The organism is Paenibacillus validus NBRC 15382 (genome assembly GCF_004000985.1).
Lineage (GTDB): Bacteria > Bacillota > Bacilli > Paenibacillales > NBRC-103111 > Paenibacillus_G > Paenibacillus_G validus.
This window is the reverse complement of record NZ_BIMH01000015.1, coordinates 1-14,857: the sequence shown is the minus strand read 5'-3', so window position 1 is coordinate 14,857 and position 14,857 is coordinate 1. Positions and strand designations below refer to the sequence as shown.

Genomic DNA, 14,857 nt, shown 5'->3' with positions numbered 1-14,857 from the left:
TTTGCCGAAAAACACTGACAAACCGCGAATTTTGTCTAACTTTCTATCGTTATTTATAATAATTATAAATAAGTATTGATTTTTTGTTGAGAATAGTTATCATAGTATATAGAGTACGAAATATTAAAAATTTCTGATGAGGTGACGCTATTTTGAGTACAAATAAGAAAAATCTAACTACTAGTTGGGGAGCTCCAGTTGGGGATAACCAAAACTCAATGACAGCCGGTTCGCGTGGTCCGACATTAATTCAAGATGTTCACCTTCTAGAAAAATTAGCGCATTTCAACAGAGAACGTGTTCCGGAGCGTGTTGTTCATGCCAAGGGCGCCGGAGCGCACGGTTACTTCGAAGTAACCAACGATGTATCGGAATATACCAAAGCTAACTTTTTATCAGAGGTAGGAAAACGTACTCCCCTATTCATCCGATTCTCGACGGTTGCCGGCGAACTCGGTTCGGCCGATACGGTTCGCGACCCGCGTGGATTCGCCGTCAAGTTCTACACCGAAGAAGGAAACTATGACCTGGTCGGCAACAACACACCTGTTTTCTTTATCCGCGATGCGATTAAATTCCCGGACTTTATTCATACTCAAAAACGTCATCCGCAAACACATCTGAAAAACCCGAACGCCGTATGGGATTTCTGGTCTTTATCCCCTGAATCCTTGCACCAGGTAACGATTCTGATGTCCGATCGCGGTATTCCGGCGACGTTCCGGCATATGCACGGTTTCGGCAGCCATACTTTCAAGTGGGTCAATGCCCAAGGCCAAGCCGTATGGGTGAAATATCACTTTAAAACAGAGCAAGGCATTAAAAACCTCGATCCTAACCTTGCTGCGCAGCTTGCAGGCGAAAATCCGGATTACCATATCGAGGATTTGTTCAATGCCATTGATAAGGGCGATTTCCCGGCATGGACGCTGTATGTTCAAATCATGCCGTTGGAAGATGCGAATACGTACCGTTTCGATCCATTCGATGTAACGAAAGTATGGTCCCAGAAAGACTATCCGTTAATTGAAGTAGGCCGTATGGTATTGGATCGCAACCCGGAAAACTATTTTGCCGAAGTTGAGCAAGCAACGTTCTCTCCTGGGTCGTTTGTCCCTGGAATCGAAGCTTCACCGGATAAAATGCTGCAAGGCCGTCTGTTCGCCTACTCGGACGCTCATCGCTATCGTGTAGGAGCTAACCACAATACGCTGCCGATCAATCGTCCGGTAGCGGAAGTGAACAACCATCAGCGCGACGGCCAAATGCGTGCCGATAACAATGGCGGGGCTTCCGTATATTACGAGCCAAACAGCTACGGCGGACCTACAGAATCGCCTGAGAATAAGCCTGCCGCCTTCACCGTATCCGGCGAAGCCGATAGCGTCGGTTATGACCATCATGACCATTACACGCAGCCTGGCGACTTATACCGTCTCTTAAGCGAAGAAGAACGTGCGCGTCTGGTTGAAAACATTGTCGGCGCTATGAAGCCTGTCGAAAAAGACGAAATCAAGCTTCGTCAAATCGGGCACTGGTATAAAGCAGATCCGGAGTTCGGACAACGTATCGCAGAAGGACTCGGATTATCTGTACCGCAAGGCGTTTAATGAACGGCTAACAAATCATGGATGCGACGAAGCCCTGAACTTTATTGGTTCAGGGCTTTGTTTCGTTAGGTTTTGACCTTGACCCATGCTTGAGTCTGATTGCTTTCCAGAATAGCATCGATCAGGCACATCGCCGTATGCCCGTCGGCAAACGTGGCGAAATTGGCGCTGTCTTTGAGCGGGTCTTTGCCTTCGGCAATAAAGCTATAGAAATGGGCCATCATATTTTTCATTCCATCCGGCCACCCTTCGTTATGTCCGCCAGGATGCTTGATGTACGCTTTGGCCTCCGGCAGTAACAAGGGAGGGTCCGCCAGAAGATGCTCATTGGCGCGGTCGCGGTGTCCGATCCAAAGCTTCTCCGGTTCTTCCTGATTCCAGTAAGCAGCCGACAGGCTGCCATCGATTTCAAAAGAAAGCCTGTTTTTACGGCCCGCACTGACTTGGGAAACGGTAAACGCCCCTCTTGCGCCGCCGTTGAAACGAACCAGTACTGTAGCATAATCCTCCGTAGCAACAGGCACTTCATCGTACTCCGCTTCCTGCTGTGACGGGGAGCCAAAAGTGACAACCCCTTGCTTCGAGCGCTTTCTTACAGGGATGACCGTCGCTAAATCGGCAAACACTTCTGTAATCCGCTGACCGATGACATGCTGTACAATATCGCACCAGTGTGATCCGATATCCGCTACCGCCCGCGAGTTCCCCCCTACTCCAGGCTCAAGGCGCCAGTTGTAGTCGGTATCATAGAGCAGCCAGTCTTGCAGGTAGCTTCCATGCACAAGATGAACCGTCCCTAATTGGCCTTGAGCGATCATCGCCCGTAATTGCTGGACGAGCGGATACTGCCGGTAGTTGAAGTTTACGCCATGCACGATATGGTTCTCACGGGCTAACCGGACAAGCTCTGCCGTCTCATCGCGGGTCATGCCCAGCGGTTTTTCAGATATGACGTGCTTCCCGGCCAGGATGATATCTTTGCTGATCTGATAATGCAGATGGTTGGGCGTACAATTGTGTACGACCTGGATTTCCGGGTCTGCCAACATGTCGCGGTAATCGCTGTATGCCGTAGGTATATGGAATTCAGCCGCTCTTTTTTCAGCCTTCTCCTTACTGGTCTCCGCCACGGCCGCTACATCCACAAACCCCAAGCGCCGCACGGCCTCGATATGCTCAGGCCCGATAAACCCGGTTCCTATAAATCCAGCTTTAATTTTCTGCACCTTGGAATACCCCTTTATGTTATCGTTCTGTCCGATCGCCTAGAGTTTGCGGCCAATTTCTTCTCCGTCCCATACCGCCTGCTCGATCATGCGGGGAGCCGCACTGTCGCCAACGCGGTATACTTCCTTGCATTTTCCTTTGAGTGCATGATACAAAGCTTCATTGGAATGGTTATAGGTCACATAAATAAAGGTGTCATAACCGCTAAGCCGCTGCTCTTTGCCCGAATATACATGCTGAATGACGGCATCCCGCCCATGGATGGACACGGCTTCCACATGAGGCGTCATTTCGATATCCAGTTTGGAAATGCGTTGATAGAGCAGCGCCCTGTTGCTCGGTTCCAGATTCTCTCCTACGAACAATAAGGGGGTGACGATATGGACGTGTTTCCCTTGGGAAGCCAGAAGCTCCGCCATGCCCGCGCCCTTATAATGCCCGCCACGGTCGATAAGCAGAACCCTGTCGCCGATGGCCGCTTTCCCTTGAAGCACGTCGTATACGTTATAAACATTGTCCTGGTCTATGCCCGGAATATTTAATTTGCCGGAATAAGAACCGGTAGCAATGACGACCGCATCAGGCTGGAGCGAGCGCACGCTTGCTTCCGTAGCTTCCGTGTTATACAGCACTTCTACGCCAAGCCGGTTCACCCGTTTAATGAGATGCGAAGGAACTTCAAGCAGCTGATCTCTGTAGGGCAGCTTGCTTGCCAGCAGCACCTGGCCGCCCAGCTGGCCGCTTTTCTCGATAAGCGTGACTTGATGGCCGCGCAGAGCGGCGATTTCGCTTACCTTCAAACCGGCCACGCCGCCACCGATGACGACTACCCGTTTCTTCACGGCAGCCGGCATTAAAGTCCCGATGCCAAGCGTCTTCTCCCGGCCTGCCGCAGGGTTATGAATACAGCGTATAGCCTTTTCCTGCATCACTTGAAAAATACAACCGTCGTTGCAGTGGATACAGGCGCGCACATCATCCGCATCCCCCCGCATCGCTTTATTCGGAAGCTCAGGGTCGGCAATCAGCGGCCTGGCCATCCCGATCAGGTCGGCTTGACCGTCGGCTAAAATTTTCTCCGCCTGAACCGGATCGTTAATGCGGCCGAAAGCGATAACCGGCAGCTTGATCGTATCCTTCAGGGAAGCGCTCATATGCACGGCAAAGCCTTTCGGAACCGCAGCGGGCGGAATTTCCATATAAAAGCTGGAAAAGGTTCCCGCATCCGTATTGATGTACGTGACTTGGCCCGTTTCTTCGAACGCTTTAGCCAGCTTCAGACCGAAGTCAAGCCCGTATCCCCATGACGTATATTCATCCAGACAAAGACGTATGCCGAGCGGATAGTCATCGCCTACTGCGTCTCTAATCGCTTGAATGACTTCCAGCGGAAACCGCAATCTATTTTCAAACGAACCCCCGTATTGGTCTGTACGCCGGTTGAAAAACTCCGACACAAACGAACGCAGGAGACCGTCATGGGCGACTTTAATTTCTACCCCGTCGAAGCCGGCCATCTTAAAATGCAAAGCGGTTTTGGCAAAGCCTTCAATCACCTCTTGAATATCTTCAATTTCCATTTCTTTCGTATTAAATGGACTCGAAGGCTCCGGCATTTGCGTAGGGGCAAACAAGAGCTGCGGAGGATTTTGCAAGGTCGTGTGTCCGCCATGGTTGATTTGGCCGAAAATTTTACTGCCGTGCTGATGAACCAATTCGGCATATTGGCTTAACCCGGGCACGATTTGAGGATCCCAGCCGTGAATAAATTTTTGCGACATTTTACCGGATAACGTACAGGCAATGCCGTACATGATGATGAGTCCCGCTCCGCCTTTGGCGCGCTCGGCAAAATAGAGCGCATCCCTTTCCGTCGGCATCCCGTCCTCGCTGCTAAGCGCATTAAAATGCGGAAGAAAAACAATTCTATTTTTTACCGTTACATTCCCGATTGAAAATGGTGTGAACAAATGGCTAAAGCCGCTCATCGCTTTCCCTCCATCTACGCATGTTAAGCTTCATGTTAAGCTTCTTCCCTGCGAACCCAAATATCCAAAATAACGGCGATTCCAATAATAATCCCCTTAATAATTAACTGGTAAGCATAAGTCATGCCGAGCAGCGTTAAACCGTTGCTGAGAATGCCGATAATAAGCGCTCCCCCGAGCGTGCCGATCACGGTGCCTTTGCCTCCGCTGAACTTGGTTCCCCCTAATACGACTGCGGCGATGGCATCCAATTCCCACCCTGTACCGGAATCGGGCAAGCCTGCGGACAAACGGCCGGCCAGCACGAGTCCGCTGAAGGCTGACAATAAACCGCTGATGACAAACACCATGATCTTGACCCGGCTGACGTTAACTCCGGATAATGAAGCCGCGATAGCGCTGCCGCCCGTCGCATAAATATGTCTGCCGAAGACCGTTTTATTTAATACAAAATGCGTGATAAACAGCAGGACAGCGAGATAAATCAGCACAATCGGGATCGGCCCGATGTTCATCGTCGTCAAATCGACGAAAAGCGGCGAGCTGATCGTAACAGGCGCCGAGCCGGGGCTTGACGCCAACGACAGCCCCCTTAATATCGACATGCAAACCAGGGTGGCCAGAAAGGCGGTGACCCTTACTTTTACGACCATGATCCCGTTAAATAAACCGATCAAAGCACCTAAAGCGAGCGTTAAAAAGATAACAACAACCGGATCGAGGCCGGATTTGATATTGATGGCCGCGACCATGCCGGTGATGCCGATAATCGAGCCGACGGAAAGATCTATTTCCCCGGCAATGATGACGTACGTCATGCCGAAAGCGACGATCGCAATCATGGACATTTGCCGGATAATATTCATAAAATTGCTGAAGGTTAAGAAATACGGCGAAAGATAGCTGAAAATGGCAATCAATATCACGAGCGCTATAAAAATGATTGCCGTTGATTTGCCCAGTAGTTTTCCCAGCTTGAGCGCGGGGCTTTGTTCCGTTGCCAGACCAGCCATTTTTTGTCCTCCCAGTTCCATTGCGAATTATTGCCCCCCGGTAGCGTGATACAAGATGCTCTTGTTATTGATCTCAGCGTCTTCGAGCGTTGTTTTGACTTGCCCGTCATAAAGGACGATCGTCCGGTCCGTGATCGACACGAGCTCCGGCAGTTCCGATGATACAACGATGATCGCCATGCCTTGATCGGCTAATGAACGAAACAATTTATACAATTCGGTTTTGGCCACAATATCAATGCCTTGCGTCGGTTCATCCAGCAGCAGAATTTGGGGATTCAGATTCAGGCATCTCGAGATGACGACCTTTTGCTGATTGCCGCCGCTGAGCTTGCCGACCTTTTTCTCCGGATCTCCGGGCGCTATTTTTAAATCCGTGATGTTCCGGCGGGCCACGGTATGTTCCGTTTTGGACTTAATGACGCCGCTGGGGAAAAAAGCGGGAAGATTGGTTAAGGTTACATTTTCCCTGATCGACATGCCCGGTATGATCCCTTCATTTCTTCGATCTTCCGGAACCATAATAATGCCAAGCCGGATAGCGTCCTGAATCGATTTGATCCTGCGCACGGTTCCATTCATGGTTATCGTTCCCGATGAGACCGGGTCCAGCCCGCAGATCGCGCGTAATATTTCCGTCCTGCCGCTGCCCAATAACCCGGCAATGCCCAGAATCTCCCCTTTATAAAGCTTAAAGCTGACATTTTTAAACTTGGTGCCGGTGAGACGGTCTACTTGTAAGATCGGAGCGGCCGTTTGCTTGCCCGTTTGCTTCCTCGCAATGACCGATTCATGAAACCCTTCGTTATCGCCGATCATCATGTTGATGATTTGTTTGATGTCCGCTTCTTTCGTATCCACCGTATCGATCTTCTTGCCGTCCCGAAGTACGGTAATCCGGTCGCAAATTTTGAAAATCTCGTCCATTCGGTGGGATACATATATAATGGCAGTTCCTCTGGCCTTTAATTTCTGAATGATTTCAAAAAGCTTTTCCTGCTCGTCATGGGTTAAGGCCGAAGTCGGTTCATCCATGACGATAATTTTCGCGTCGCTTGAAATCGCTCGGGCGATCTCGATAACCTGGCGTTCACCCATGCTTAAATTTTTCACGATCTGATTGGGGCTTATAGATAAGCCCAGGCTTTGGAGAAGCGCTTGCGCTTCTTTTTCCATCAGGGAGTTGTCGAGCAGCATCCCCTTTTTCTTTTCCTTCGCCAGGAACAAATTTTCAGCTACATTGAGATTGGGCAGCACGCTCAGCTCTTGGAAGATCATGCCGACGCCCAGCTCTTGGGATTTTTTTCTGGAGTTGATTTGAACGGGCTGCCCGTCGATTACAATTTTCCCCTGTTCCGGACGGTAAACGCCGGCAAGAATTTTCATTAAAGTCGTTTTGCCCGCCCCGTTCTCACCTAATAAAGCATGAACTTCCCCTTTTCTCAGGGTAAAGTTTACGTTGTCTACAGCTTTAACTCCCGGGAAAACTTTGGTGATTCCGGCCATTTCCAGTACATGCTCAGCCACAGTAAACCTCCCCTATAGACGAACCCGGACCGGATCGTATCCAGCCCGGGACCCTAGTTTGCTACGAATTAATTGGGCCAGTCTTTATTGAATACTTTCTTATACATCTCCTTCACGTTCTCCGCAGAGGTAGGCAAGGTGGCTACCGTCACATATTTAGGAACTTGCCCGCCGGCTACGGCCTTTAACAGCGCCAACGCTTTGTATTTTCCTTCGGCATACAAGTCCTGGGACGAGGTGAAGATCACAATTTTATTCCCATCCGCCATTCCTTTGGCAAGGTGATCGTTCAAATCATGGGTAACGACGAAAACATCCTTGCGTCCGGAAGTCCGAACCGCCGCTTCCATCCCTAAAGCCGGCGTCTCATAGACGCCGAAGGCTCCGACAACGTCCGGATGCGCCGTCAAAATGTTTTCAAACTCTTGTTGGGCCTGATCGGCCGTGTCTGCCTGACCTCTTGCCACGATTTTATAGCCGTCTTCCCGGACAGCGTCTTCGAAGCCCCTGACTCTTTGCTCGCAAGTCAAAATATAAGCCCTTAGCCCGATCGTCGCTAAAGATTTGCTTTCAATCCCTTTGGCCTTCAGCTCTTTGACCAATGCTTTGCCTGCCGCAAAACCGCCGCCGTAACCATCCGGGTCTACCAGGCTCACGAAATCGCCTTGGTTAGGAGGCCCGCCGCCAAGCACGACGGGAATTTTCGCGTCGTTTAATTTTTTAACAGCCGGGCCAAAAGCAGCCGTATCAACCCCAATGGCCACAACCCCGTTCACCTTCTGAAGGATGAGCGATTCGACGTCGCTCATTTGTTTATTGAGATTCCTTTGCGCATCCGTCAAAATGTACTTTCCGCCATAGGACTCGACGGTTTCTTTAATCGCCTGGCCAATCACTTTCTCCGATGCGATGTCGCCAAAATGAACGGAATAACCGATCACAGGCTTCATCTCTTTGATTTTCGCCGCTTCCTCCGGCGTCAGCTCCAGCGTATCGACGCCGGCCGGTTTCCCCAGCGCCTCCTCCTCCTTCAGCGGAGGCAGCTTGGCCAGCCCCTCCTCCTTGCCGCTGCCTGCGGTCTGGGCGCCGGCTTGCCCGCCATTTGAATCGGGTGGAGCGGCATTTTGCCCACAGCCTGCTGTAACAACGGTAACCAGCAGGATCAGGACCATGAGGAAATTGGTTTTTGTTTTGAACAAGGATAAACCCTCCCTTTCTATTCGAGCTTCATTTTAATCCTTTATTATAAGCGCTCACATGCCTATCATACTGGATATTGAATCCGCTTACACTTAACAAAATTGTGGCTTGAAGTTATGTTTCTTGCGAATCATGCGATCCTCCCGTAGCATAATGCAGTATTTTTTTTTCACTTGCCTCGCTGTGATGCAGCTCCGCAGCAATCCGCCCTTGATACATGACCAGAATTCGCGTGCACAACCCCATTAATACCGCAAAATCGGACGAAAAGACGATCACGCCTTTGCCGGCGGCTGCCAGATCGTGAATTTTCGCGTAAATTTCAACTTTACTTCCAATGTCTACGCCCCGTGTCGGTTCATCCAGCAAGTAAAGATCGCTTTGAGGAACCAGCCATTTCCCGAGCATCACCTTTTGCTGGCTGCCTCTGCTTAAATATTTCACCTTTTGATTCAGATGCTGAATTTTGATGTCCATTTCGATAACGGCATCCAAAGCCGCGTCATTTTCTTTATTCGCGTTTAGAATATGGTACCGCATGATTTTGTCCAGTCCGGGCATCGTTAAATTGCGATTCACGCCCATCTCCAAAAACAGGCCCTCCTCAATGCGATCCTGATTGACGAATCCGAAGCGAAAATCGGAGGCGTCCCGTCCTTTCTTGTACGGAAGCTCCCGGTTGCGCCAAAATATGCTGCCGCGGTCCCGCTTCTCTTTGCCGAATAGCGCTTTGGCCAGCTCCGAGGTTCCCGATCCAATCAAGCCGGCAACGCCTAAAATCTCGCCTTCCCGCAATGAAAAATCGATGTCATAAAAAAACGGCTTTTTCGTCAGGCCTTGTACCCTGACCAACGTTTCCCCCGCTTCGTCCAAAATTGGAGGAAAATATTGATGCAGCTCTCTTCCCAGCATCATTTTGATCGCTTCTTCTTCGCTCATTCCCGCTACGTCCATCGTGGCGACATGTCTTCCGTCGCGGAGAAAGGTGACCCGGTCGCAGATTTGCATCACCTCTTTGATGCGGTGCGTAATATAGACGATGGCCACCCCTTCCCGTTTCAGCTTGCGGATCACGTCGAACAAACGCCCGCTCTCGAACTCGGATAAACAGGAAGACGGCTCATCCATGATAAGAATTTTAGATTTGAACGACAGCGCTTTAGCGATGGCAACGACGAATTGTTGGCTGTACGATAAATTTCTCACGGGCGTATTGGGGTGAAGGGGAACTCCCAACGTTTTGAGCAATCGTTTGCTCTCTTCCTTCATATAGCGGAATCTCGGAATCATGCCGGCAATCCGCGGTTCGACACCGAGAAATATATTATCGACGACGCTCATATCCTGAACGAGCATCGGTTCCTGATGAAGAATGGCGATTCCAAGCTTTTGCGCTTCCAGAATAGACCGAATTTGAACCGGTTGTCCGCCGAGCAGGATAGCCCCTTCGTCTGGCTCATACATGCCGGTTAATATTTTCATCAAGGTCGATTTGCCTGCGCCGTTCGGACCGATAAGCGCATGCACCTCGCCTGCTTGTAAAGAAAAATTGACTTTATCCAAGGCTTTATTGTTTAAGAACGATTTGCTGATACCCTGCAGCTCAAGCATCCGAAAGCCCTCCAGCATCCTGTCTATTTACTTGCACCGGCAGCCCGCGTGATGGAGCTACCGCCTCGCATCGCTTCGATATTTGCCCGGGGTGACTCCCGCCATCTTTTTGAAAATTTGATTAAAGTAGTTGGAATTAGGGTAGCCGACCCGAAATGAAATGTCGCTGACCGACAATTCCGTACTCCGCAGCAGACGCTTGGCCTCTTCGATCCGGCAATGAATCAAATATTGGATAGGCGCCATGCCGACGTCATTCTTAAAGGTGTGGACCAGGTGATACGGACTGACATATACCAGCTCAGCCAAATCATTAAGCGTTAATTCCTGTTCGAAATGACTCTGGATATATTCTTTTACGGTTTGAGTGATCGACGTGTATTCGGGGACTTTCATCGCTTCAAGCATTCGGATCAGCATGATTGTAATCGTTTTCATTAAACTGTTTACGATTTCCCTGGACCCTGCCGAAGGATGCTCATACTCGTGAACAATGGCTTCGAAATAATTGCCCATCGCGCGAAGGTTATTGCGAAGAGGTACGACCGGACATTGGCCGGCATCCAGCAGCTGTCCTTTGTTTTTTCCGGACACATGAATCGAGAATGTACAATAAATGATCATTAACGGATGATCTGCTGAAGAACGAAGCTGAAAAGGCACAAGCGGATGGCAGATGACGATATCCCCTTCTCTGACGGAGTAGGTCACATTCTCGATAACGCTCTCTCCCCGCCCCCCCTTGATAAATACGAGAGAAGTGACATCGGCACAGGGCTCCGATATTTGGGGCCACGGGTCATTACCGTCCATTCTCTTGGCAGAGAGAAATTCAAGTGCTTCCACCAGCATGCTCTGTCCTGATTGTGACATAGTCTCCTCCAACCCTCGTTAACACAACCGTTAAACCAACCATTTTCCCAGCCTATTATAGACCGTCCCGTCAAGCAATTCTATGAAGGATGTTGCGGAATCCACTTTGGTATCTTGCGGATTATCCAGGGTGCGGAAGAAAGGCCACAGACGCATCGTCCGCGGCCGTATATGACTTCATGACCAGCCCTGGCTATCCAGCAAGCCGTACTTCAACCTGTACCGTTCCAAAATTTTAATCCACCCCGGACCCAAGACGGCCAGAAAAAACACATTGCTGAGCGCGTGGGCCAAATCGAAATAAAAGCTGGAGGCATAGACGGCCAGAGCCGAGGCCCAGGTCAAATCTTGCCCCATGCCCGCCAGCAGCCAAATATTCATGATCCACCCGAACAAGATGCCCCAGACGAACCCGAAGGCGATCAGCATGTACCGGTTTTTCAGCCAGCCCCGCTGATACAGCATACCGGCCGTCCAGCCGATCATGCCCCAGCTGAACATTTGCCAAGGCGTCCAGGGACCTTGTCCCAGAAACATATTGGAGACCAGCGCGGCCACCGCCCCGACCATGAAGCCCGTCTCGGAACCGAACACGAGAGCGGAGACGATGATCACGAACGATGTGGGCTGCACGCTCGGCAAAGCGGCGAAAGGAACGCGCCCGACGGTGGCAATTGCGGAAAGTACGGCCACCAGCACGATTTCCCTTGCCTGAAGGGACCGACTCTCATAGCGAAGGAAGAACGGCACAATCGATGCGCACACCAACAATAAGGCGATGGGCAAATACTGCTCATCGTTCGCCCACGCCATATAGGCGAGCGAGCCGAAAAACAAGAGGATGACGACAGCCGAAGCGAAACGGACGCGCGCCATGTTAAACCTCCCTCAGCAGCTGGCACATCGCCGTCGTATAGTACAAGTTATCGCGAAAAAACAACGATGGCGCTTCATCGGCCGCGAGCATCCCGTCAAACATCATCGCACACCGGGTCGCGTATTCCGCGGCAAATTCCACGTCGTGCGTAACCATGACCACGGTTTTGCCCAGCTGCTGCAGCTCCCGGAGCCGCTCTCCCCAGCGGCGCTTGGCCGCGGGATCGAGCCCTTTGGTCGGCTCGTCGAGCAGCAGGAGATCGGGGCCTGACAGCAGCACCGCGGCGAGCGCCGCAAGCTGACGTTCCCCTTCGCTTAGATCGTAGGGGTGCCGCTCCAGCACGCGTCCCAGTCCCAGCCTGTTGACGATGTCCGCGGTGTCTTCGGCTGAGCCGGTCCCCCTGTGTACCGCACGGGCCGCCGCCTGCCGAAGCTCCAGCTCCACCGTGTCCTCGATAAAATACGTTAGCGGATTTTGATCGAGAAATCCGATCCGCGCGGCGCGTTCATGGGGCTTCCATTTGCCCAGGTCTTTCCCTTGAAAAAAGAGCTTTCCCTTTTGCGGCTTCAGCATACCGGCCATGGCCTTCAGCAGCGTCGTTTTGCCGGAACCGTTCGCGCCCAGAATCGCCAGCACCTCGCCGGCATACACGCGAAGCGAAGCATGCTTCAGCACCGGCGCGGCATCCTTGGGGCCGTATTGCAGGTACAGCTCCCTGCATTCCAGCAAAACCGGCCCCTCCGGCCGCGTCGTTTGCGCCGCACGGCCCGACGCCGAATCCGCGGCAGCCGACTGCCGGGCAGCCCCGAAGCCAGGCAGGCGACGCAGCTGCTGCCGGCCTTCTTTGACCGTCAGCGGCACCGCCTCGTGCGGGCTGTCGGTCTCTTGCACTTGCATAAACAGACTCGGAATCGGCGGGACAAAATCCTTCCATCTCTCATCCGCGTCCGTCCAGAGCGCCCCGACCGCTTCACGCGGTGTTCCCGTGTGCCGGATCGCGCCGTTCTCCATCGCGATCACCCGATCCACGACAGGCAGCAGTTCTTCGTAACGGTGCTCGGCGACGATGATCGTCAAGCCAAGATCCTGGTTGATCCTGTGCAGCAGTTGGATCAGCTCCCGCGCGGCCAGCGGATCGAGCTGCGCCGTCGGCTCGTCGAGCAGCAGCAGCTGCGGCTGCAGAGCCAGAACGGAAGCAAGCTGCACGAGCTGCTTCTGCCCGCCTGACAGCTCAAAGACATGCTTGCCCAGCAGCGCATCCAGTCCGAAATAATGGGACAGCTCCGCCGCCCGCCTCCGCATCAGATCGGACGGAAACCCGACATTTTCCATCGTGAACACGAGCTCCGACAGCACCCGGTCCGTCACCGTCTGATTCTCCGGGCTCTGCTGCACCATGCCGATATTTCTCGATATATACCGGTCGTCATACGACGAGAGAGGCTTGCCTTGAAACAGCAGCTCCCCGCTTCTCGCGCCGAAGGGCGCCAGCTCCTTTTTGATATGGCGGAGCAGTGTCGTTTTGCCGCAGCCGGAAGTCCCGCACAGAAGCACAAACTCACCGGGCTCCACCGCAAGGTTGACCCGGTCGAGAACCGCTTGCTCGCCCGCAGGATAATGAAAGCTTAAATCTTGGATTTCCAGGATCGCCACACCCACACCTCCCTCGTTTCCATGATGACCGGCACCGCCGCGAACAGCGCAAAGCACCCGTACGACAACGTCTCCCAGCCCTGCAGCGTTACAGGTTCAAGCGACGGAAAAATCCGGTAAGTCCCATAACCAAGAAGCCGGAACACGACACAGCCTGTAAACAAACCGAGCAGCAGCCCGAACAAGCCCCAATCCCGGGGCCGCATTCTAAATTCCTCATACCGTCCGCGGGGGCCGGAGCCGTACCCCTTCGCTTTCATCGCATCGGCCGTCTGCAGCGCTTCCTCGAGACAGAGCGCCAGCAAAATTTGCAGCAGCTTCATGCCGTCCGTCATCCGTATCCGCAGGCTGCCATGACCGGGATCGATCCCCTTCATCTGCTGAACCGACGAAATGCCGGCCAGCCGATGCTTCAGCAGCGGAACAAAGCGCATCGCCATGACGATGAGCAGCGCAATTTTCGGAAACAGCGACCCGAACAAATACAAAAACCTGGCGGGCGTGATCACCGCATTATACGAAATGAACAGGACCAGCAGCACCAGCAGGTTGACGGTGGCAAACAAGCCGTACGCGAGCGATTCCAGCGTAACCGGCTGATCCCACGCATAAAACAGGATATGACTCCCCCGATGGGAAAACAACGGATTGATCAGCGCATACAGCAGACTAATGGGAAGAAAAAAGGTAAGCATACTTAGCAAAGTACGAAGCTCCCGATTCAAGACAACCAGCACGACCAGAAGGAGCAAGAGGGTCGCGATATAAACCGGATGGGTCACGATCATGCCGAGAACCATAGCGCCTATAAAATAGAAGAAGCATGGAAACGGGTGAAAGGACCGGAAGCCGCTGTTCATTTCGGCTTCGCTCCCACGTCTTCGCCCAGATCAAGCGTGTACAGCCATTCGATCTTGTCGCCTGCCTTTACCTTATAGGCGCCGGCGCCTTCGCCGGGCGCGCTGCCGTTCACCTTGTAGACCCAACCGCTTTTGGGGCCCTCGTCAAATTCATATAAGTTATCGATGCCTTGCACATATGCGTAAGCTCCCTTGCCCTGAAATTCCATCTGAATCTTATGTTGTTTGGTTGCCTGCTTGAGCGCGTCCATCACCGTCATTCCTTCCTCATAAGGCACGGAGCCTTCCTTCAGAAGGACGCCGCGCTTCGAGTCCCCGGTTATGGTGACGGTTAGCGCGTTATGCACCGGCGCTGCCGCAGCAACAGGGGCCGGCGGCGTTTGCTCAGCCGGCGGCGCGGCCGCAGCGGCGGGCGGCT

General features: G+C 52.3%; 12 protein-coding genes. 1 reads left to right on the top strand and 11 read right to left on the bottom strand.

The genetic code is table 11. From position 1 onward, the window contains the following. The first annotated feature begins 152 nt into the window (after positions 1–152). Entirely contained in the window at positions 153–1,610 is a 1,458-nt protein-coding gene (gene katA, locus PVA01S_RS12215; RefSeq protein WP_127607857.1) for a catalase KatA, read from the top strand. A 65-nt stretch (positions 1,611–1,675) separates the two neighbouring features. Here the strand turns inward: katA and PVA01S_RS12210 are convergent, their stop codons facing one another. The 11 genes from PVA01S_RS12210 to PVA01S_RS12160 form a co-directional block, all read right to left on the bottom strand. Then, positions 1,676–2,836 carry a Gfo/Idh/MocA family protein gene (locus tag PVA01S_RS12210; RefSeq protein ID WP_127607856.1) on the bottom strand — a complete coding sequence of 387 codons (1,161 nt, stop codon included), beginning with the start codon at positions 2,834–2,836 and terminating at the stop codon, positions 1,676–1,678. 39 nt (positions 2,837–2,875) lie between these two features. After that, on the bottom strand, positions 2,876–4,825 hold the full coding sequence (locus tag PVA01S_RS12205; protein WP_127607855.1) for an oxidoreductase: 1,950 nt from the start codon (positions 4,823–4,825) through the stop codon (positions 2,876–2,878). A 35-nt stretch (positions 4,826–4,860) separates the two neighbouring features. Continuing rightward, positions 4,861–5,838: an ABC transporter permease gene (locus PVA01S_RS12200; protein WP_054797166.1), complete on the bottom strand. Its 978-nt coding sequence runs from the start codon at positions 5,836–5,838 to the stop codon at positions 4,861–4,863. 27 nt (positions 5,839–5,865) lie between these two features. After that, positions 5,866–7,365, bottom strand: coding sequence for a sugar ABC transporter ATP-binding protein (locus PVA01S_RS12195; RefSeq protein WP_127607853.1), 1,500 nt, complete (start codon positions 7,363–7,365; stop codon positions 5,866–5,868). Positions 7,366–7,433: 68 nt separating this feature from the next. Beyond that, positions 7,434–8,564, bottom strand: a complete 1,131-nt coding sequence (locus tag PVA01S_RS12190; RefSeq protein WP_127607852.1) for a substrate-binding domain-containing protein — start codon at positions 8,562–8,564, stop codon at positions 7,434–7,436. A 115-nt stretch (positions 8,565–8,679) separates the two neighbouring features. Next, entirely contained in the window at positions 8,680–10,176 is a 1,497-nt protein-coding gene (locus tag PVA01S_RS12185) for a sugar ABC transporter ATP-binding protein (protein ID WP_164751810.1), read from the bottom strand. Positions 10,177–10,233: 57 nt separating this feature from the next. Further along, complete coding sequence (locus tag PVA01S_RS12180) at positions 10,234–11,049, bottom strand: helix-turn-helix domain-containing protein (RefSeq protein WP_127607850.1); 816 nt, start codon at positions 11,047–11,049, stop codon at positions 10,234–10,236. Between the two features lie 177 nt (positions 11,050–11,226). Continuing rightward, positions 11,227–11,925 carry an ECF transporter S component gene (locus PVA01S_RS12175; protein ID WP_127607849.1) on the bottom strand — a complete coding sequence of 233 codons (699 nt, stop codon included), beginning with the start codon at positions 11,923–11,925 and terminating at the stop codon, positions 11,227–11,229. Position 11,926: 1 nt separating this feature from the next. Further along, complete coding sequence (locus tag PVA01S_RS12170) at positions 11,927–13,579, bottom strand: ABC transporter ATP-binding protein (RefSeq protein WP_244932942.1); 1,653 nt, start codon at positions 13,577–13,579, stop codon at positions 11,927–11,929. Next, entirely contained in the window at positions 13,552–14,439 is an 888-nt protein-coding gene (locus PVA01S_RS12165) for an energy-coupling factor transporter transmembrane component T family protein (RefSeq protein ID WP_127607847.1), read from the bottom strand. The genes PVA01S_RS12170 and PVA01S_RS12165 overlap by 28 nt, the downstream gene beginning before the upstream one ends. Next, on the bottom strand, positions 14,436–14,857 hold a 422-nt coding region (locus PVA01S_RS12160; RefSeq protein ID WP_164751809.1), incomplete at its 5' end, for a DUF4430 domain-containing protein. The genes PVA01S_RS12160 and PVA01S_RS12165, both read right to left, overlap by 4 nt.